The sequence below is a fragment of the uncultured Parasphingorhabdus sp. genome, assembly GCF_963975555.1.
In the GTDB taxonomy this organism is placed as follows: domain Bacteria; phylum Pseudomonadota; class Alphaproteobacteria; order Sphingomonadales; family Sphingomonadaceae; genus Parasphingorhabdus.
Map to the genome: position 1 here is coordinate 158,491 of NZ_CAXBHH010000001.1, position 19,709 is coordinate 178,199.

Annotated in this window: 18 protein-coding genes and 1 tRNA gene; 1 reads left to right on the plus strand and 18 read right to left on the minus strand. The window is 51.1% G+C overall.

Features of this window, described 5'->3' with window-relative positions; translation table 11 throughout:
• Positions 1-6 precede the first annotated feature (6 nt).
• From AAC060_RS00765 to AAC060_RS00830, 14 genes are all read right to left on the minus strand, one after another.
• Positions 7-1,020: a hypothetical protein gene (locus tag AAC060_RS00765; RefSeq protein WP_339821743.1), complete on the minus strand. Its 1,014-nt coding sequence runs from the start codon at positions 1,018-1,020 to the stop codon at positions 7-9.
• Complete coding sequence (locus AAC060_RS00770) at positions 1,017-2,306, minus strand: hypothetical protein (protein ID WP_339821745.1); 1,290 nt, start codon at positions 2,304-2,306, stop codon at positions 1,017-1,019. Before AAC060_RS00770 ends, AAC060_RS00765 begins: the two co-directional genes overlap by 4 nt.
• Positions 2,297-2,791, minus strand: a complete 495-nt coding sequence (locus AAC060_RS00775) for an acyltransferase (RefSeq protein WP_339821747.1) — start codon at positions 2,789-2,791, stop codon at positions 2,297-2,299. Before AAC060_RS00775 ends, AAC060_RS00770 begins: the two co-directional genes overlap by 10 nt.
• Positions 2,792-2,835: 44 nt before the next feature.
• Positions 2,836-3,957: a DegT/DnrJ/EryC1/StrS aminotransferase family protein gene (locus tag AAC060_RS00780; RefSeq protein WP_339821751.1), complete on the minus strand. Its 1,122-nt coding sequence runs from the start codon at positions 3,955-3,957 to the stop codon at positions 2,836-2,838.
• Positions 3,958-3,966: 9 nt separating this feature from the next.
• Positions 3,967-4,941 (minus strand): KpsF/GutQ family sugar-phosphate isomerase, encoded by a 975-nt coding sequence (locus AAC060_RS00785; RefSeq protein ID WP_339821752.1) that lies wholly within the window; start codon positions 4,939-4,941, stop codon positions 3,967-3,969.
• Positions 4,938-5,450 (minus strand): HAD hydrolase family protein, encoded by a 513-nt coding sequence (locus tag AAC060_RS00790; protein ID WP_339823753.1) that lies wholly within the window; start codon positions 5,448-5,450, stop codon positions 4,938-4,940. Before AAC060_RS00790 ends, AAC060_RS00785 begins: the two co-directional genes overlap by 4 nt.
• Positions 5,451-5,518: 68 nt before the next feature.
• On the minus strand, positions 5,519-6,349 hold the full coding sequence (gene kdsA / locus AAC060_RS00795; RefSeq protein ID WP_339821754.1) for a 3-deoxy-8-phosphooctulonate synthase: 831 nt from the start codon (positions 6,347-6,349) through the stop codon (positions 5,519-5,521).
• A gap of 5 nt (positions 6,350-6,354) precedes the next feature.
• Positions 6,355-6,918: a dTDP-4-dehydrorhamnose 3,5-epimerase gene (rfbC, locus tag AAC060_RS00800; RefSeq protein WP_339821757.1), complete on the minus strand. Its 564-nt coding sequence runs from the start codon at positions 6,916-6,918 to the stop codon at positions 6,355-6,357.
• Positions 6,918-7,808: a glucose-1-phosphate thymidylyltransferase RfbA gene (rfbA, locus tag AAC060_RS00805; protein WP_339821759.1), complete on the minus strand. Its 891-nt coding sequence runs from the start codon at positions 7,806-7,808 to the stop codon at positions 6,918-6,920. Before rfbA ends, rfbC begins: the two co-directional genes overlap by 1 nt.
• Before the next feature lie 358 nt (positions 7,809-8,166).
• Entirely contained in the window at positions 8,167-10,143 is a 1,977-nt protein-coding gene (locus AAC060_RS00810; protein ID WP_339821760.1) for a hypothetical protein, read from the minus strand.
• Positions 10,144-10,286: 143 nt separating this feature from the next.
• Positions 10,287-11,504 (minus strand): hypothetical protein, encoded by a 1,218-nt coding sequence (locus tag AAC060_RS00815; protein WP_339821763.1) that lies wholly within the window; start codon positions 11,502-11,504, stop codon positions 10,287-10,289.
• A gap of 6 nt (positions 11,505-11,510) precedes the next feature.
• Complete coding sequence (locus AAC060_RS00820) at positions 11,511-13,679, minus strand: polysaccharide biosynthesis tyrosine autokinase (RefSeq protein ID WP_339821765.1); 2,169 nt, start codon at positions 13,677-13,679, stop codon at positions 11,511-11,513.
• A 270-nt stretch (positions 13,680-13,949) separates the two neighbouring features.
• The gene (locus AAC060_RS00825) at positions 13,950-15,350 is read right to left on the minus strand and encodes an O-antigen ligase family protein (protein WP_339821768.1); all 1,401 of its coding nucleotides are present in this window, start codon (positions 15,348-15,350) and stop codon (positions 13,950-13,952) included.
• A 357-nt stretch (positions 15,351-15,707) separates the two neighbouring features.
• Positions 15,708-15,799, minus strand: a tRNA-Ser gene (locus tag AAC060_RS00830).
• A 236-nt stretch (positions 15,800-16,035) separates the two neighbouring features.
• On the opposite strand from AAC060_RS00830, the gene AAC060_RS00835 reads away from it, so the two are divergent.
• A complete protein-coding gene (locus tag AAC060_RS00835; protein ID WP_339823755.1) occupies positions 16,036-16,803 on the plus strand; it encodes a DUF1134 domain-containing protein in 768 nt (255 codons plus the stop codon).
• 27 nt (positions 16,804-16,830) lie between these two features.
• Here AAC060_RS00835 and AAC060_RS00840 read toward each other — a convergent pair whose 3' ends face one another.
• The 4 genes from AAC060_RS00840 to AAC060_RS00855 all read right to left on the minus strand — a co-directional run bounded on the left by AAC060_RS00840 (position 16,831) and on the right by AAC060_RS00855 (position 19,628).
• Positions 16,831-17,439 carry a riboflavin synthase gene (locus AAC060_RS00840; RefSeq protein WP_339821771.1) on the minus strand — a complete coding sequence of 203 codons (609 nt, stop codon included), beginning with the start codon at positions 17,437-17,439 and terminating at the stop codon, positions 16,831-16,833.
• Between the two features lie 48 nt (positions 17,440-17,487).
• A complete protein-coding gene (gene ribD / locus AAC060_RS00845) occupies positions 17,488-18,468 on the minus strand; it encodes a bifunctional diaminohydroxyphosphoribosylaminopyrimidine deaminase/5-amino-6-(5-phosphoribosylamino)uracil reductase RibD (RefSeq protein ID WP_339821774.1) in 981 nt (326 codons plus the stop codon).
• Positions 18,462-18,866, minus strand: coding sequence for a hypothetical protein (locus tag AAC060_RS00850; protein ID WP_339821777.1), 405 nt, complete (start codon positions 18,864-18,866; stop codon positions 18,462-18,464). Before AAC060_RS00850 ends, ribD begins: the two co-directional genes overlap by 7 nt.
• A gap of 99 nt (positions 18,867-18,965) precedes the next feature.
• Complete coding sequence (locus tag AAC060_RS00855) at positions 18,966-19,628, minus strand: TonB family protein (RefSeq protein WP_339821779.1); 663 nt, start codon at positions 19,626-19,628, stop codon at positions 18,966-18,968.
• Positions 19,629-19,709 lie beyond the last annotated feature (81 nt).

Here is a 19,709-nt window from a genome sequence, read left to right on the forward strand (position 1 = left end):
AATATCCTAGTTGAGTCTCTTCTGGGGTAGCGACATCAAGTCCAGGATATCGCTGACAAACCGTTCAAGCGACAAAAAGTGGTCATCACTCTCACTTAGTTTCGCTTCAGCTTTTATGGTTTTCAAAACCTTCGAAACGTCCGATATATCTTCAATATAGACACAACGAGCGGCCAACGATGGCGGGAGCGACTTCACACTTTGATTGAACGTTATGAGAATAGCACCAGATCGCAGCGCTTCAAATGTGCGAGAAGTAAGCCCGGATTGACCAGGATGATGGATATCGAGAACATAGGCAGATTGCCGGTAAAGCTCAGCAATCTGGGCTTTGGAGAACGGCTGCGTCGATATCTCCGAAATATATCTCCAGCCAATCGGGTTCGAGAGGCACTTGATGCAGTACAGTAAAATAGAATGATAGTATAAGAGTTTGGATATTCTATACTCGTTACCGATAAGGCCCTCAAGCGTGGCTAGCTGCTTGGCCCGCAGCGAGTGCATTGTCCCGTTGAAACCGATATTGTTCTGAACTCGCCCGCTTTCCGATCTATCAAAAGAAAAAAGATCTTCTGCAAACAACGGAATATATTGCATTCCCAGTTCTTCGCAATCAACCGGCTCGAAACTAGCCGCCGAATTGACCGATCCAATCATATCGACAAAACCTGGCTTATTCTTAGCGCTATCCCACATATATAGGTGAACATTCAAACCCTGCGCCGTCAGGGATTCCACGAACTGCCTGTCAATGACTTCAACGTCGACGAGCAATACAGTTCCAAATCCTTCTGACAGAATCTGATGCCGGATGGCATCGAGGTAATTTTTGCGGTTTCGCCGAATTAAATAGTTCATACCGAGGCGATAGAATATTTTGGAGAAAATCGAATTTGAATGGCGCTCGTCAAAATATTGCGCGTCATATCCTCGCGAAGAAATATTCTGGGCCACAGCCTGGACATAGCCGAAAAAGCTTGGGCCTATCACTGCAACCTTGTTAATATCCAAAGCAATCAATCTAAGCCTCCTGGATGCCTGATATGGGCTAGCAAGCTAGACGCCAAAGCACCGGTGTTTGCGAAATTTTGTCCTCGGTAGTCGAGAGGTATAAAGCTGTCACTAATAAACCGTTCTGCCGCATTCGAGATGTCGGAGCACGAGAGATCACTGGATAATATCATTTCAGACAGCTCTTTCGGCGATCGCGTCACGCCAAGCAACCGCTGGTAATAGCTCGCGCCAAAAAGCAGCACCGGTAGACCAACCAACAATGCATCCAGCCCGCCGTTGGAGTTTACCGTTAATACCGCCATAGCCCCCTTTAGCTCCTCACTATATGAACTGGTGCTTGAAAGAAAAACTCGGCCGGGGAAGCGATCCGATATCTGTTTAAAACAATCTTCCCTTCGCTCAAGCGGATGAGGGCGCCAGACAAGCCTCCAGTCGGGATTCTCATCCATAAGCTCAGATATTTGACCGACAATTATACTTTCGGAACAGCCGAAATGAGTGGCATTAACGTCGGTCCCGACTTGGTCAACGAACAGCAGGTAATTGTCTGAAATTCGTGTCTCAGAATCTATCTCAGGTTTTTTGGGACGCCATTTATTGAGCTGTATTCTAATCCGGTTCCCAATCGCGGCGCGATATTCGGAGAATTCGTTCACAGAAGAAATGGCTTCAATCGCCAGTACCCACGCGACGTCGATAATTTTTGCCATTTTTGACGCAAAGGCATGTCCGTTGACCGCGCTATGGTCTTGATTGCCAGTATTTCTCGTCGCAATCATCTTCTCGTCACGAGGTGCACTCATACCATGGGCAAAAGACGCGTTTGCGTTCACCCCCCGAGAGTCGAGATAAACATACGGCCCCGGCCCGGCTTCAAAAAATATGATTGGTGTCTCGGGATATTGTTTTTCGGCAATCGCTTGAAAGGCTTGCTCGGTAACGCGATATTCTCCCGGAGATACGAAAATAGCCGGCTTTGTGTCTCGCAGCGCTGCGGACGCCTTGGCATGATGCCATTGGGCGACAGAATTCCAATAGGGGACCATGTCCGGCGCCGGAGAATAGAACCGCAAATCCAGTTCAAACGGCGGCTTATCAACCGGCTTATGTCGGCTTGACAAGCGTCCGCTGCCCGCCCTTATCGTCGGTAGTCCCAATATCCTGCGGGCGAACCAGGCAAGACCTGGTTTATTACAGTAGAAGACCAGCCTGAATTCCGGAGGCAATTCGTCTGCGAGCGCCCGAGCCAGCCGACTGTAAGTAATGTCGTGGCCGAAAAAAATTACGTCCAACTTCGTATTCCTATGGGTTCCGATTTAGCTGGCGCAATTATCGTCCCGTCAGGATGCTCACCGCGAACAACGGCGTTAGCCCCGACAATGCAACCTTTCCCGAGCCGCGTGCCCGGCAAAATTGCCGCTCCATATCCGATGAAACAATTATCGCCTATTTCAACAGGCATTTCAAAGATGGGCCATTCGGAAAACGGGGTTAACTTGTCATTCTGTACTTTATTTTCAGTCGTGCTGATAAAGACACCTGCAGACATTGTCACATTGCTCCCGACTTTGAGCGAAGAGGCACAACTGATAAACAGATTATGCCCGATTCTGACATTGTTGCCAAATTCCAAAGTGCCGTCTGTAATTTCAATCCGCGCACCGGGGAAAAGACCCAAACCATTTCCAGCATAAAACTTGCGGCGTCCGATAAAGAAAATCGGGCGCCCTATATACCCGACCCCCGTTAACCGCCCCGTTATCATCTTGTAAAACAAATGTCTGACCCCCCAGAATATGCGGGAATCAAGTGGAGGCATTCTCACCGAAAAAACTCCACCAAAGCCTCGCATATCTGGCTCACCTCGTCGTCGGACAGGTTCTGATGGATGGGAATGTTGAGTGCCGTTTCGCTAAATTGGTACGCCCCGGGACATTCGCGCGAATATTGGTCGAAAATGCCGATCAGATGTAGGGGATAGTAACGAAACGTCGAATAGATATCATGCTCCTTGAGATGGCCTGCGAGCTTGTCTCGATCAGGCGTCAAAACGGTGAAGAAGTAATTGGAATAGGTAACCCCTTCTTCAGATTGCTCGACATATTTGGCCCCGACGCTGTCCAAACAGGCAACATAGCGCTCCCTGATAGAAACACGTTTCTCCAGCGCAGCGTCCAGAGTGTTGAACTGTGGAATTCCGAGAGCTGCATTGACGTTTGTGAAAACCGACCTCCGGCCGGGCATTGTCAGCTGATATTCCCACCAGCGATCGTCCGTCCCCTGACGATCAATACCGCTCTTGGACTGAGCAGGCAGCCCGAGGTAAAAATATTCCTTGGCTTGCATGACATGCTCGGGGTTTGAAAAATAAAGACCGCCGCCTTCACCACAAGTCAGCAACTTCATCGCGTCAAAAGACCAGCAGCCAAAGTCGCCTTCGGTACCTACAGCCCGGCCATTTTTAAAAGAACCCAAAGCGCAGGCTGCATCTTCCAGAATAAAAATATCATCGCCAACCATTTTCCGGATACGCTGAATATCAACAGGAATGCCGGCATAATGGGTTATGAATACCGCCTTCGTTTTCTTGGTCAGCGCTTCCGACAAAGCCTTGAGGTCGACGTTGCCGGTCTCCGCACAGGAATCAACGACGACAAGCCTAGCACCGGACTTGACCACACCACTACCGATCGCGGGAAAGGAAATCGACGGAACGATAACTTCATCATCCCCGCCGATTCCCAATATATCAAGAACGCCGAAAATGGCGTCGGTACAACATGCTATCGTGTGGACTTGATCGCGGCCGACTTTCTGAAAGTCAGAAAATAGTTCTTCAAACCGGGTGACATAGCTGCCTCTACCAAGCCATTTCGTAGCCGCCACTTCTTCCAGCATTGCCAATTCGGGCTGACCTAGATTAGGTTCAAAAAGGTTGATCATCTTATTCTCTCAATCAAAAATCTGGAGTACACCAACGACAGACTTGGCATCATCGACCACAACCAGACAACCAATTCTGCTTTCCCGCATGCGATCTTCAGCAGCGACCAGCATTTCATCGGACATGATAGTCTGAGGGTCTTGATTCATAATATCCGAAGCAACCACGGAAGCTGAAAATCCGCTCGTTTCAATAGCACGTCTCAAGTCACCGTCCGTGATGATACCGACCAACTGGTCGTTTTCGATGACCAGTGCAACGCCCAAACGGGATTTTGTCATCGTGTTGATGACATCCAAAACGCCATTGTGCTTTGCGACAAAGGGAAGGGGCTCCTTGATCATCACATCCTTCACACGGGATAGCAAACGACGCCCGAGCAGACCGCCTGGATGAAATTTTGCAAAGTCATGAGGCTGGAAATTACGGATGGTGGTCAGCGCTACCGCCAGAGCATCACCCATGACCAATGTGCATGTGGTCGAGCTGGTAGGCGCCAAATCATTAGGACAAGCTTCCCGCTCGACACCGACATCAAGAACGACATCGGAATGTTCCGCAAGAGTTGACTGGGGCTTACCGGTAAGACTGATTACTTTGTTTTCCTGGTGAGCGAAAAACGGAAGTATCCGGAGAATTTCTTCGGTTTCACCTGAATTGGAAATGAGCAGCGCTACATCAGCAGGCTGAATCATTCCCAAATCACCGTGGAATGCCTCCCCGGGATGCACAAAGAAGGACGGCGTTCCCGTGGAGGCAAAGGTTGCCGCCAACTTCTTTCCGATAATGCCGGATTTGCCCATCCCGACCACTACGATCCGCCCTTCAGATCGAATAATCGTATCGACAGCTTCCGAAAAGCTATCGCCCATACGCGACCGCATTGTTGCGAGGGCAGCTATTTCGTCATCAATCGTCTGGGTTCCCAGTTTCAGAATGTCTTGAAACTCGATAGGTTTTACACTTTTTTCTGAAATCATCATTGTCCCATATTATCTATCTGTTCGAGATAACCTTTATGCGTTTGATATACTGCGGACAGACCTTTGACGAGCAATATCAAATCGGACAGCTCCCTGAATGCGCCTCCACCTCCCGGTTGTTTAAGCACCAAATCAGCCTGTCGTTTAATATAACTCGGTGCATCGGCAACGGTAAGGGCAAGGCCGCATGCGCGAAATCCGCCAAGATCTATAGTGTCATCACCGACAAAAGCACAGCGGTCTGAATGCGTACCGAGAGCCTGTATGATCCTTGTACAGGCCTCCTCCTTGTCGGCGACGCCGAATTCACTGCGCTCGATTGCCAGATCTTTTGCGCGCGACCGTAGCGCAACGCTATCTTTGCCCGAGATCATGATGACATGTACACCAGCTGCCTGGAGCATCTTCATTCCTGCTCCGTCACGGACATGAAATCGTTTGATCTCCTCCCCGTGCGCACCATAAAAAAGGGACCCGTCTGTGAGCACCCCGTCAACGTCAACAAACACAACCTCTAGCGATTTCAGTCTCTGGCGATAGGGCCAAATTTGTAATCGGCGGAGCAAATCAACGACCCTTAACGAGCGTTTTTAACAATATCATCAATCGCCTTAATCTGCTTGAGAAGGACAGGGATAGTCTCGAGGTTAATGGCACTCGGCCCGTCACATTTTGCATTATCCGGATCCGGGTGAGCTTCAATGAAAGCGCCGGCCAGGCCCACGGACACACCAGCGCGGGCCAATTCGAATATCTGGTCACGGCGCCCACCAGATGCTGCTGCATTAGGATCACGCATCTGCAGCGCATGGGTAACATCAAAAACCAGAGGCACTTGCGGAGATTGCTTCTTCATCACCCCGAAACCGAGCATATCCACGACCAGATTATCATATCCGAAGCAACTACCGCGCTCGCTCACAATGACATCGTCGCAACCAAAAGCCGAAAACTTATCGACAATATGCTTCATTTGACTGGGGCTTATAAACTGGGGTTTCTTCACATTAACCGGCCGGCCCGCGCCGGCAAGCACTTTCACCAGGTCAGTCTGACGTGCTAGAAAAGCAGGCAACTGAAGGATGTCAGCGATTTCAGCGACGGGCTGTACCTGCGCACTTTCATGAACGTCCGTGATCACAGGCACGCCAAATTCACTTTTGATCTTCGATAGAATATTGAGACCCTCGTCGATCCCGAAACCACGAAAGGAATCATGCGCGGATCGATTAGCCTTGTCGAAGCTTCCCTTGAAAACATAACCGATATCAAGCTCGTTGCAGCTTTGTTCAAATGCTTCGCAAACGCGCGCAGAAATATCGTAGGTTTCAAGCACATTGACGCCGCCGATTACGACCAGTGGGCCTTCATTATTGAAATTGACATTCGTACCGACAGCTATCGTCATTTTGGCTAAACTCCCAAATCTTTGAGCTCTTGGATCGCATCTTCAAAATACAACCCATCTGCGTCTTTTGGCGACAGTATCAAGTCAGAGCTCGCAAGCTCTGGCCAGTTCACCGCGACCGACGGATCATCATATCTGAGGGTGCGCTCGGAAGCCGGGTCCCAATAATCTGTTACCTTATACAAGACTTCCGCCGAATCCGAAATGGTCAGAAACCCGTGCGCAAATCCGGGCGGCACCCACAGGGCTAGCTTATTGCTTGCCGACAAAACGACGCCTACATACTGCCCTCGCGTCGGCGAATTCACCCGAATATCAACGGCGACGTCGAAAATCTCTCCGGATATAGCGCGCACCAGCTTCCCCTGGGGGTGTACCGTCTGATAGTGCAGCCCCCGCAATACACCCCGTTTTGAAAATGAGATATTATCCTGCACAAAAGGCGGAGTTCCGACATGCTTTGCCATTTCGGCGTCATTATAACTTACGAAAAAATGACCCCTGTCATCTTCATGGACTGTCGCAGTGACTATTTTGACGCCTTCAAGCGGCGTATCTTCCACAATCATCAAACGACACCGTCGCTAAGTAGCTTCAGATAATCGCCATATTGGGACTTGGCATAACGCTCGGTCGCCGCCAGCAGCCTTGCGTGGTCGATCCAATGTTTACGGAAAGCGATTTCCTCCGGACAAGCCACCTTCAGACCCTGGCGTTGCTCAATCGTTGCGATGAACTGAGCGGCATCCAAGAGAGATTGGTGCGTTCCCGTATCAAACCAAGCAAATCCTCTGCCCAGCACCTCAACATTCAAACGCGACTCTGCCATATAGAGCCGATTCAGATCGGTGATCTCCAACTCGCCACGATGCGAATATTCCACTTGTTTGGCATACTCCGCAACACCTGGAGGGTAAAAGTAGAGACCTGTGACACAGAGGTTGGATTTTGGAACAGCGGGCTTCTCTTCAAGGGAAATCGCACGCCCCATTTCGTCAACTTCAACAACCCCATAGCGCTCCGGGTCGTTGACACGGCAAGAGAAAACAGTCGCTTCGTCATACCTGCGGCTAGAAGTGGTCAAATAAGTCTGAAGATCATTCCCGTAGAAGATATTATCCCCGAGAATGAGAGCCGATGGATCGTCACCAACAAAATCTTCACCAAGTAAAAAGGCCTCAGCCAATCCATTTGGCTTTTCTTGAATCATATATTGTAGCGATATCCCGAACTGCTCGCCCGATCCTAATAATGCTTTATACTGATCAATACTTTCTGGCGTTGAAATAATAAGAATTTCTTTAATATCCGCTAACATCAATGTAGTCAGCGAGTAATATATCATTGGCTTATCATAGACTGGAAGAAGCTGTTTGGAAATCACCTGCGTCGATGGATATAATCTTGTTCCCGAACCACCCGCCAGGACGATACCTTTTCTCTTATTAGCATCACTCATTTTTAGCCGATCACCCGTTATCTCTAGAGTTATTTGAATTGCCCTCACTCAAGAGACGCAAATGTTATAGCGCAAGCAGCCATTTCATGGATTATGGGGCATGTCACTAGTCTGAATTTTTGGCCGTTTCAAGGTCAAAATACCTGCCTCTTGAGCAAGCCGGAGTTTCGAGCGCGTCCGAAATTCAACCCTCCTGATTCCTCCAGTTTGGGAAAAAACGACGGGCGCAAGATGTCGATACGCAGAACAATTCTGATACGGCTCAGCCTTCAGAATTGAGAGGCCGATATGCTCGCTGTTGCGCTCGCGTATATTCCAAGAGTTAACCAGTTTACTTCCAACGCTCCTCGGTTCCTGGTCACCAGAAAACAGATACTTCGGTCGTGTCCTTGTCTATGGCAACTCCACCGCTGAATGTACCAATTTGAAATTCAGCCCTAACCTTCCCGACAACGATATCGTTCTGAAAAGTTGAGGTCGACTCTGGCGTTGCACTCACATGGACTGTGTAATGATTGTTGGGCGCAGGGACGGTCAGATTAACCGAAAAATCTCCAGGGCCGTTTTTTTTCAAGCCAGATATGTTATAACTATCCAATATAGATCCTGTGGCTCCCTGGAATACAAGTCGCGCCTTTAACGAACCAGGGTCGGCGTCCCACCGAAGATTCGCCACATCGGCAAACGTCAACGTCGAACCAATGTTGCTGGCGTGACCCTGGACTATGGCATTTGAATTTTTATTTTGCACGAATAGCCAGCATGTCGACTTGTTTGCCATCTGTGCATTGATCGGCTTTATGGTGCGGACCACGTCAGTATAAAGGTAGAACTGGCAGTTGATTAGAAAGTTTTCAGCAAATATGGGTAGGTTGACCAGATCGGCTGCGGTGCCGGTGTGCTTAATAGTGAAAGAGCTGTCCAATGAGCTTAATCTCTTGCTTGAAGCAGTCCATGTAGCATCCTCATCAATCGCATCCGCTTCCTGATAGCTGGCAAAGTCACATAGGGCTCGTGAGATATCGCCGGTCATTTGTGCATTGAGAACGACGTTGGAAGCATCCCCACGGAACAGAGAGCCTACTGCGCCGTAGTCCGCATCATTCATGACTTGAATGTCTATTTTGAGATTTGCTGCCCTGTCGCAGTTTATTACCCCGTGTTCTCGATCGTAGGTTTGCGCCTTGCCGCAGTTGCGGGCTGTCATAGTTATGTGGCCGCCCATATCTCTGGGACCGTGTGGATAGCCATCGGCGTTACCGAACCCACTTATCGCGCTTTCGCAATTTTCTGCGACCATATCCACGCGGATGTTGCTTTCTCTCTGATATGGTGATCCACCCGAGACCGAAATTGCTTCATAGCAATCACGAGCAACGGTTCCCAAGACGACAGCATTGCGAGAACCGTAAGTCGTCGTATTAACACCAGCTTCGATATTGATCGCGCGCCCGCCTTTTCGGATTTTGTCATGGGCACAGTTTCGAATGACGCCGCCGACGACAATAAATTGCGGGTTATCCCTGCGCATAATGATGCCGCAGGCACCGGGAATATCGTTGCAATCGATTTGCGGATTTTCCACTCTGATATTTTTTGCCCCCGGGACACCGATAAACGCCGCATCATAAGTAGTTGTTCCCAGTATTTTGGCACAGCCACCTTGAAAGCTAACCGTCACATTTTCGGGAATTTGTAGCGTTTCCCTCAATCCGAAAACGCCTCCAGACGCAGTCATGGGGAATATCAAAATTCCACCATCTTGAGTGTCAAGCTCCCTCAGGGTGCTAGCAATCTTTTTATACTCATCACTACCATCTCCAACCGCACCATGATCCGTAGCCAGAAATACTTTCTGCATCCTAGATTCTATAGAATGTGGTGTTGCTTCATCACCCGTTTGTTTAAAGCCGATAACATCGGCTCCTAGAGGCACCCAATAATAGCCTGCGGTATCGGATGCTATCGCCAGTGGGTTGGCGCTTTCATCAGCGGAAGTGACGCAATATTCAGCGCGTTGCCCATCTTGGACGAGCGTCGCGGTTTTCAGCGCCACACTCGCCGATTTTAAATCCTCGACGCTGTTATAGGCGATCGGGGCGGCGACACGATTGCCTGTATTCGCTTGAGTGAACACAGGTACCATCGTGCCGGCAATTCCATAAAACAGTCTTCGTCTTGTTGTCCCGTTGTGATCGAGAATCCCATCTTCATCGTTCGTGGGCTGAACCTGGGGCTTCCGTTCGCCAATCTTGCGCATTTCGTTCACCGCCTCCAGTTGCGATAAGGCTTTACGATGCAAGCCATCGAGAAAACGGTGGCAGCGGTTCTGCATTATCACCGATGGTTCGGGTCGCACAATTCTCAGTGCGGACTCGATTTTACTATACGGCACCTGATCAAATAGACTGAAATATTTTAAGATTCTGCCTACGTTAATTGATCAGACACAAGCGCCAATTCCGACCAAAAAGCGCGTCAGGATTCCGTGAAGTTCGCTTCTGACAAGCGCATGGTTAAACCAGATTGACCATCGCCGCCCGCAACCGAGAATCTCAAATGTTGAACCGGACAGGTTATTTTTACGTCGGAAGCATGTGTCATTTTCTTTTGAGTATTGCCGACGTCGGTGGATACGGACATGAGTTCGTTCGCTTGCCCTGATTCAAACGCTTTTCCGACGCAGACCAGGGTCCAACCGGCATCAGCATTCATGCCGGATTGAAACACTTCATATTCCTGCGTGAACTTATAGTTGCCCGGCTTTAGGAACAGTAACCGGCGTAAAGGTGTCCCACGAACGCCACTTAATGCAAAAACCTCGATGGCCGGATTACCAGCATCACGCCCCGGCACCAGATCGGCGCCGCTGTTCGCATCATTGCTGAATTGCCATACCAGCGGCCCATATTTATCTTGCCATCTGGCAGAGACGAATTTCGTCGAAGACAACCATTCTGGCTCTACATCTTTCATTCGGAGAAACAGAGACTTTGCAGTCGAATAATCACCTTGAGCATATAGCCGGTCGAACAATGTCTTGCTTAACCGGTCAGAGGGATCAATTTTTTTTCCCTTGTTCGCGAGCTTTAAAATCTCGACAACAGCGTTCGGTCCGTATTCCGTAGGCAAGGCTTCAAACATCAAGCTTTCTGCCCAAGGCCTTTTCTTTATCACATATGCCGCAATTCCATCGAACGCTTGTTGATTGGCCATTACCCCTACCAATGCTGGATATAGCTGCTCAGTCAGCCTGGGGGCGACGCGTAGAATATTATCATAATGCACCAGAATATCTTCTATTTTGGTGCCCGGATCCTTCGCTTTTCCATCAATTAGCAAGAGTTGATTGAGTACATCCCGTCGCGATAGCCGTTGCGACAGGTCGGCGTAACGCAAAAGACTTTCGGTGTTCTTTTGGCTCCTAGCATTCAATGCGAATGCTCTAACCGCCCGCGGGTTCAGCGGTTCGCTTTCGAGTGACCGTCGGGCAGTCTTCAAAAGTTTCGACGCATCGATATCATCCAATGTGGTTGGTAATTGACGGTCTGCGTAAATCATTGGCGCAAACCCACTGCCAAATGCTCCGACGGTATAATCCGGACCCGGCACCAGTCGCGTGAGCGCATAGCTCGCCGAAGCGTAAGCAAGCCACAAAGCAGGAATAGCAATTACTACATAGCGCAGCCAACGCATTTCAATTTATCCCTTTGCTTCTTCCGGCTGCCCATAGCCATAGCCGTATCCATAGCCATAACCATAACCAGCCTGACGGTGCTCGAGTTTGGTAAGCACAAAGCCGAAAATATGAGCCTGAACCGACTGCAATCGACCGAGCGAAGCTTTTATGCCACGTATTGCGACACCCTCAGCTTCGGCCACAAAGATACATCCTTCCACGGTACGACAAAGAAGAGGGGCATCCGCGAGACCCAATATCGGAGGTGAGTCGATAACGATATGGTCATATTTTTCTAACAATTGCGTCATTAGGTTAGACATGCGATCACTACTGAGCAATTCAGCAGCACTTGGCGGCATGGGACCCGCAGGCATCAAGTCGAGGCCCTTTATTTCAGTGTGCTTCACTAATTGCTGCCAGCCATCTTCGCCAGCCAGATAATTGCTAACCCCTCCCTCATTTGAAGAGCTCAGGAATACGTGCATGGAAGGAGAACGCATATCGGCATCCAGCAACAGCACTTTCTTCCCGGTTCTACCAAGCATAGTGGCGATGGCCAGACTTGTGGTACTTTTTCCTTCAGCAGGACGTGTACTCGTCACCATAAGTGACCGCGGGACCCCATGGTCAGTTGAAAAGGCGAGGTTCGAACGTATGCTGAGATAGGCTTCCGACAATGCGGACTTCGGATCTTTGAGCTGTTGCAATACGTCTTCGTCTCCGACATCCGGCACGCTGCCCAAAAGCGGTAATTTGAATATCCGGCCAACCTGACCAGGATCTCGCAGCCCTTCGTCGACTTGTTCCAGAGCAAAAACTGTGGCCGCAGCTAGGCCCAACCCGCCGAGAAGGGCAAGCGCCATATTGACAAGCATTTTTGGTGATGACGGTTTTTCAGGCGGCTGGGCGGCGTCTACGATTGCAATATTGTTGGTGCCGACTCCCGCGATTCCGATTTCCTTGAACCGCTGCAATAGGGCATCATATAATTGACGGTTTGTATCAGCTTCACGCAGATAGATATTATACTGGATGCTATCCCGCTGCTCCAGGTCACGTCGGTCTTTTATGGATTCTACTTTAGCGCGTAGTTTATTTTCGCGCCGGACTGCTTCACGATATTCAGCACTACGGCTACTAGTCACGCGATTTTCTTCTCGCGTAATATTGGCATCTAGTACCTTGATTTCCTCAGCGAGCGCCTTGAGTGTTGGGTAACCCGGCTCAAACTGCACAGACAGCTTAGCATATTGAGCAGCTGCCTCCGCACGCTTTTGACGCAATTGGCCAATTGCGAGGTTGTTGAGCGCTTCGGTTGTAGCTCCACGTTCACCGCCTACACTTGCCTTGCTTTCTGCCTTGACCCTGTCGGCAATAGCCTCCGATAAAGCAGTATTCAGCGCCTGTAGATCGGCTGAAACAAGCGTTCCGTCGCGTTGCGATCCGTCTTCTGAGCCGCCTAAATTGATAATGCCCTTTCTGGAAGCATAGCCAACCGAATCGCGTTCCGATTTTTCAAGCCGGATGCGCAGCTCTGCTAAACGCGTTTCGAGAAAGTTACGGGCGTCGACAGTCGATGCAAAGCGACGATCCATACTGGTTTCGATAAACTGCTGTGTCCAAGCGTTTGCGATACGGGCGGAAAGACCGCTGCCAGCGCTTGTATAGCTAATATCAATAAGCGCAGAACCTCGAACCGGCGTGATGCTGATATTATCTTGTAATATCTCTACAACCTTGGCCTCGCGCTTTGCGCGATCTTCAGCGCTCAGCGACTCTGCCTTCCGGGTGAAAAGCCCCAGTTCATCATCGGGATTTACCCCATGCTTAGCAAAAAAATCGTCGTCCGACGCCAATCTCAGTTGCCGTGATACCCTCTCTGCAAGAGAGCGGGCTTCGAGCAGAGCATATTGGGTCTGGTAAAACTCCAAGTTACCGCTGGCGTCGGTCGATTCCACCCCTTGCACATTTGTGACCTTCTTGTCTTCACGGCTTATCTCTATCCGTGAAGTGGCCGTATATTTAGGGGTCGCCAGCAAAGTGAGAATTAGCCCCATGACCAATGCTGCAATTATAATTCCTGCAAGTACCCACTTCCAGCGCCTCGCAGCTTCCCAATATTGTAACAATATTGGCGGCGCGATACTGTCCTCCCGACTTTCATCATGGTCATCGACTATATCAGCCATTTCAGGGGCACTCTTCAACATAAGTTTAATCTCGATATCACAAAGCGATTGTGTACGTTCATTTTTTTTACAGCGCAAAATTTAAGAATGGTACTCGGAAACAACGACCTGTTTGGAATTTTCAAAATGCCGGCGCGTGATTGGGTTATTGACAATATTTACGCCAATGCCAGACCTCTTGAGATTATTATAGTTACAGTCAAGGATAGCCTCAAGATTTTATGTTTTGGCCAAATTCTATAACGGGGTAAAGTTAGAAAAAAGAACATGTTAGAAGCTACTGACGGTTTGCCGCGCTGGCTTGGTAATATCGCCGAGCCACAGCGCTGCAATCACCAGAACGCATGCCAAAGACGGAACTCGTAGTGGATAATCGACCAGACTCGCCAAGGCAAAAATCAGTATCACAACAGCACCCAACCGACTGAATGCGACCCGTCGACCCGACGTCAATTTCTCGCTGAGTGAAAGTTTCACACAGCGTGTAAAGGCGACAATTATGATGATAAGAACAACCAAAGCCAGAAGTCCGCCAGTCAGATAAAGTTCCAGCCAATCGTTGTGCGCATGGTTGAAATAGCTGCTCCTGAGCAATGCAGCGGGTTCAAATATTTTATACACTTCGACAAAAGAACCGATACCCGAACCGGCAGGAAAATATTCCCATGCCTTGCTGGCAATCAAGCCCCAGGTTTTAAAGCGCAGCTCTTCTGACTGGTCCGACTGGGCGAGACGCTGCAAGGCCTGCGCCTGCGACATTAGTACAGTAAGCGCCGTCAAACATAAAACAACAAAAGCGCCCACGGCATACTGCCATTTGAATTTTTGCACCTTGCGCTTGACTGGTGTGTTTAGTTTCGGCTTACGATAAAGCAACGCCGCGCACAGCATTCCTATAATTCCTGCGGCAAGACCGGCCCTTGATCCGGTAATCAACGTTAAAGGAATAAGCAGCGCGCCAATGGAGAGCGCTACACCAGTCTGAAACTTCATCTGCGCTTCACCCTTAATTCCTGTACTGGCATACAGAGACAGCATGGGAAAGAGCATTGCGAGGAATACTGCCTGATGATTGCGGTTCGCGAACAAGCCGACCGCCGAACCACTATTCGTTGTCCGGTATAAATATGCCGGTCCGTGCGGATTGCCGATTATCTGAATAATCCCCCAAAGACCGCTAACCAATCCGATCGTGATCAACAACGGCAAAAGCTTAAATCTATGCTTTGCATCAAGCTGCACCGCCAAAAGAAAGACCGCTAAGGGAATGAACAACGCGTAAAAAGCGTTCCAGGTTTCTGTCGGTACGAGTGAAATTGGCCTCCATTGATTTTGCAGATTAGTGATTTTATCAATTTCAACCACCAGATCACGTCCCGGCAGATGTTGCCAAATCGATGGTGGCAGCGGGATCAGATGAATGACGGGTACGAGCAAAATAGCGAACGCAATTGCAAACAGAAAACTGTGCGATTTGACATCATCCCATCGCAACCCAATCAGGGCAATTGCGCAGACCACTATAGCCAAAGGCCTTAGAAGAATTAGCGAAGAAACGTCAGCACGTGAGCTACCTCCGACTAGAAAAACGGCTACGAGAAACCCGCACAATAGCCAAAATTGCCAGTCATGGCTAAACCGACTTACATAGTTATTTTTCTTTTTGGGCATTTAACCGATCCGCATCTTTGCTGCCCGCTTTATCCATAACAGGCGAGAGATTGACAGCGGCTGCTAGAGAAATTCCAGATAATGATCAAGTTTTCAGTTTCATGCCAGCGCGGTAAATTGACAATGCTCGGGAAACTGAAGCGGTTTCAAAACTCTGTCCTTATCGGCCCGTTTTAACTCGAGGTGGCACAGGATATTTTTGAACCCTGGCCCCGGAGGGCTATTGAGCTACAACGACGCCAGCAGAAAAATATTCAGAATGGAATCAAGGCCGGTCGGATTTTTGGAAAAATCGCGAGACGGGCAGACTGGCAAATAGGACAGAATGCGTGAGGCGGTTAAGATTCAATAGAAAAATGGAGGACACGGAGGGATTCGAACCCTCGAAGGACCGTGAGGCCCTTGCCTCCTTAGCAGGGAGGTGGTTTCAGCCGCTCACCCACGTGTCCACGCAGCTTGGCTAGAGGAGGCGCTATAACCATGCACAGCCTTCGCTGCAACGGGTAAAGTGGTCCTTGTGAAAACGGATCAAAAAAGGCGGTAATCCGTGCGGTTTTAACCAGGAGACTCGAACCGCCGCAGAATCGACTCATTTCGTCGTCCGTTCATTGCGTGGTCATGTGCAACAGCCGAGGGCCGTGACTGGCTGGTATTGGGAAGGAGTTTACCCATGTTACCGTTGTGCATGAAGAAATTTTTGGGGCTATTTGCTGTTTTGGCCCTTGCCACTGCACCTAATCTGTCGCCGGCATTCGCCCAGGTGCAAAATATCGATCCGAATGATGCGATCGATGCCGATCTGGCGACGCCCGACTATGACGGAAATTTTTCGTCCGATAGTTTGGGACCGAGCATGGTCGACGATCCTGCACTCGACAGCGATATCAATGCGGATATTGTTGCGCCTTATGATCCGTCCACAAGCGCGGCCCAGACAAACGGCGCAGCGAATGTGCCCGCCGACGACAGCGATACATATCAGGACGATGATCTGATCGGCGCAGCGGAAGGCGTATTCGGCAAGGGCGCGAAAGGCCTCGCTGAAGTCATCGAAGACATTCTGAAAAAGCAGGGCCGTCCCAATGCCTATATCGCCGGACGCGAAGCCAGCGGCGCTTTTGTTGTCGGCCTGCGCTACGGTTCGGGCAAACTCTACCACAAGGTAGAAGGCGAGCGCCCGGTCTACTGGACCGGACCTTCGATCGGTTTTGATTTCGGCGGCAACGCAGCCAATACCTTCGTGCTGGTCTATAATCTCTATGATAGCGAAGAATTATACCAGCGCTTCCCGGCTGGCGAAGGCGCGGCCTATTTCATCGGCGGCTTCCACGTCAGCTATTTGCGAAGCGGCGACAAGGTGCTGATTCCGGTACGGCTCGGAGCCGGCCTAAGGCTTGGCGCGAATATCGGCTATATGAAGTTCAGCAAGACACAGAAATGGTTGCCGTTCTGAGGGACTGACGGGTCGCCTGCCCCCGGGTCAGGCTGTCGAACGGACCTTTTCCATCCGCGCCAGATAACGCGCCAATATGTCAATCTCCAGATTGACCGGGCGACCGCTGTCGAGATCGCCCAATGTGGTCATCTGAGCGGTATGCGGAATGACGTTGAGGGTGAACAGCGCGCCGGCTTCGTCATCGGTGACCGCGTTCACGGTGAGCGAAACTCCATCGACCGTGATTGACCCCTTGGCCGCAATGAACGGTGCCAGGTCTTTTGACACCCGGATGACAACCTCTCTCGAATCACCGGCAATCTTGCTGGAAACCACTTCGCCAACACCATCGACATGGCCGGTGACGATATGACCGCCCAGTTCATCGCCGACCTTCAGCGCCCGTTCCAGATTGAGCCGCCCTCCGACGGTAAACAATCCCTGGGCCGTACACGAAAGAGTCTCGCCCGAGACATCAACCGCGAACCAGTCGGGGCCTTTTTCAACCACCGTCAGGCAGACGCCGGAGCAGGCAATGGACGCGCCCATATCGACGCTGGCCATGTCATAGCCGCACTGGATTTGCATGTGCAGGTCGCCGCGCTGGTCGAGCGACGAAATCATGCCGATATCTGAAACAATGCCTGTGAACATGGGCGATCCTATTTTCTATGCCTATATTTGCCGTAAACCGAGCGGAACCTAGGCTGCGCGGTCATATATCTCAAGCATATCCTGCCCCAGTTGGCGCTGTTCGCTACGCCGCCACTGACCGTGGGCGTCGCCGAGCTTTTCCAGCCCGATATCACCAATGCCGGGTAAGCCGCCGCCGATGATGATCGGCGCGCGATAGAACAACAGCCGGTCTACCAGACCGGCTTGCAGGAAAGATGTCGCGGTTTTGGAGCCGCCCTCGACGAGCAGCCAGTTGATATCGGCGAGATCCGCTATCGCCGCCGGTTCGGAAATCTGCAGCCAATGCGCCGGCATATCCGGATCATTGCCGAGCAGGACTGGTTGCGGCGAGCGATCAGTCATGCCCTCAAGCCGGACATCCAGCCCCGGCTTGTCGGTTCTTGCCGTTCCGGCTCCGACCAAAATGGCATCGCTGCGTGCGCGCTCGAGATGGGCGTGCGCCCGCGCCCGGTCGCCGGTGATCCACTGGCTCGACCCGTCGGCCATCGCGATGCAGCCATCCAGCGACATCGCCAGTTTGAGGGTGACAAACGGCCGGGCATTTTCAAGACGGCAGAGAAAACCGGCCATTGCGCGGCGCGCTTTTGGCTCGCGGATGCCGACTGAAACAGGAATGCCTGCATCACCCAGCCGGTCAATGCCTCTGCGCCGTGTCCGTTCATCCGCATCAAGCGTCGCGACAATCACTCTTTTGGGTTTGGCGTCGATGATCGAATTGCTGCAGGTCGGCCCCCGGCTGCTTTCATGGGCACAGGGCTCCATGGTGACATATATATCCGCGCCTTTGGCGGCGGCACCAGCCTGAGCCAGCGCCATTTCCTCTGCATGCGGCCGACCGCTAGGCTGGGTCCAGCCGCGGCCTATGATTATGCCATGTTTGACGATGACGCAGCCGACATTGGGATTGGCACCGGTACGGCCACGGCCACGCTCCGACAGAGCCAGCGCCACTGCCATATATTGTGCATCACCAATGGGATCTAGCATTGCAGACCGGCGGGACGTTCCACCTCAACTTCACCACGCGCCAGACGGGCCGCGATCGCTTCGCGTTCGATTTCATCAACATCCATGCCGGACATCCGTCCCAGCGATTTCACCGCTTCCACCCGCTTGGCTTCCAGTTCGTCCTTCAGACACTGGATTTCCCAGCGGTCTTTCAGGATTTCCTCATCGGTGCGGTCAGTCGTCCAGTTTTCGACATAAATGACCTCCTGCGGTACATAAGTGTACGTATTTACCTGGGGATCGAGCCAGAAAAGGAAGAGAATGAGCGACGTACAGGCAATCGCCAACGCCGCCGGGAGCAGACGCTCCCCCGGTTCACTCTGGCGAAAAACGGCGATCAGGTCGCCAAAGCCGCCGGTTACTGATACATCTTTCAACAGGCCCATTCGCTCCAAATAGTGCGGCCGCAGCCGGATGACCAGCCCTTCCCGAAAAATTGAGCCGGGAAAAGTGGGACCGGCCATCCGGTCCGGCAATCAACCGTTGATTTCAAAGCGGACTTTCAACGTCATCCAGCTTTCAATCGGCTTTCCGTCTTGGGTCGCAGCGGTGAAACGCCATTTTCCCAGTGCCTGTTTGCGCGTTGCGGTCCAGAAATCCTCATGCGGTGATTCGATCAGCTGGATGTCTTTCACCCGGCCATCGGTGCCGACCAGCACCCGGACACTGACTATACCTTCCCGTTCGCGGCGCAATTGACCGACAGGATAAGCAGGCTGGAAATCGCCAGCATAGCGCCTGTTCAGACTGGCCCCGACGATCACCGGATCCGGCGCAATTTTTATCGGATCGATGCGAATGGCGTCGCCAAGCCCGCCCAACCCGGCTTTGATTTCGACATCGCCGTAATTGTTGACCGGAACAAACGGATCAGGAACATCGATATTGATCGGCCGTTCAGGCAGCGTTTGCCTTGTCGGACTCGCTATTTCGACCTCGGGCTTCTTGTCCTCGATAACCGGCTCGGGTGGCGTCTGAACCTTCACCGGAAAGGCGAAGATCGTCCCCTCGAATTTCTCCGGTGCCACTATTTCAGGCATCGCCATCGCGCCGGCAATGATCAGCGCGTGAACGGCAACCGCCATAGCCGCGCCTTTCGAACGGGGCGTTTTGTTCTCGTAAACGGAAACATAGCTCATGATCCTATCCTCTCAACCATCCTAAGAAATGGCGAAGCGGCCTGTGCCTGTTTGACTATCTGACCCCATCGTCAATAGTTA

Bases quoted from the DNA above. Each gene is read 5' to 3' on its own strand.
- AAC060_RS00835 (WP_339823755.1), top strand. From the start codon at position 16,036: ATGAAGAAATTTTTGGGGCTATTTGCTGTTTTGGCCCTTGCCACTGCA.
- ribD (WP_339821774.1), bottom strand. From the start codon at position 18,468: ATGCTAGATCCCATTGGTGATGCACAATATATGGCAGTGGCGCTGGCT.
- kdsA (WP_339821754.1), bottom strand. From the start codon at position 6,349: ATGACGATAGCTGTCGGTACGAATGTCAATTTCAATAATGAAGGCCCA.
- rfbA (WP_339821759.1), bottom strand. From the start codon at position 7,808: ATGAGTGATGCTAATAAGAGAAAAGGTATCGTCCTGGCGGGTGGTTCG.
- AAC060_RS00855 (WP_339821779.1), bottom strand. From the start codon at position 19,628: ATGAGCTATGTTTCCGTTTACGAGAACAAAACGCCCCGTTCGAAAGGC.
- AAC060_RS00780 (WP_339821751.1), bottom strand. From the start codon at position 3,957: ATGATCAACCTTTTTGAACCTAATCTAGGTCAGCCCGAATTGGCAATG.
- AAC060_RS00825 (WP_339821768.1), bottom strand. From the start codon at position 15,350: ATGCCCAAAAAGAAAAATAACTATGTAAGTCGGTTTAGCCATGACTGG.
- AAC060_RS00785 (WP_339821752.1), bottom strand. From the start codon at position 4,941: ATGATGATTTCAGAAAAAAGTGTAAAACCTATCGAGTTTCAAGACATT.
- AAC060_RS00820 (WP_339821765.1), bottom strand. From the start codon at position 13,679: ATGGCTGATATAGTCGATGACCATGATGAAAGTCGGGAGGACAGTATC.
- AAC060_RS00815 (WP_339821763.1), bottom strand. From the start codon at position 11,504: ATGCGTTGGCTGCGCTATGTAGTAATTGCTATTCCTGCTTTGTGGCTT.
- rfbC (WP_339821757.1), bottom strand. From the start codon at position 6,918: ATGATTGTGGAAGATACGCCGCTTGAAGGCGTCAAAATAGTCACTGCG.
- AAC060_RS00840 (WP_339821771.1), bottom strand. From the start codon at position 17,439: ATGTTCACAGGCATTGTTTCAGATATCGGCATGATTTCGTCGCTCGAC.
- AAC060_RS00810 (WP_339821760.1), bottom strand. From the start codon at position 10,143: ATGCAGAACCGCTGCCACCGTTTTCTCGATGGCTTGCATCGTAAAGCC.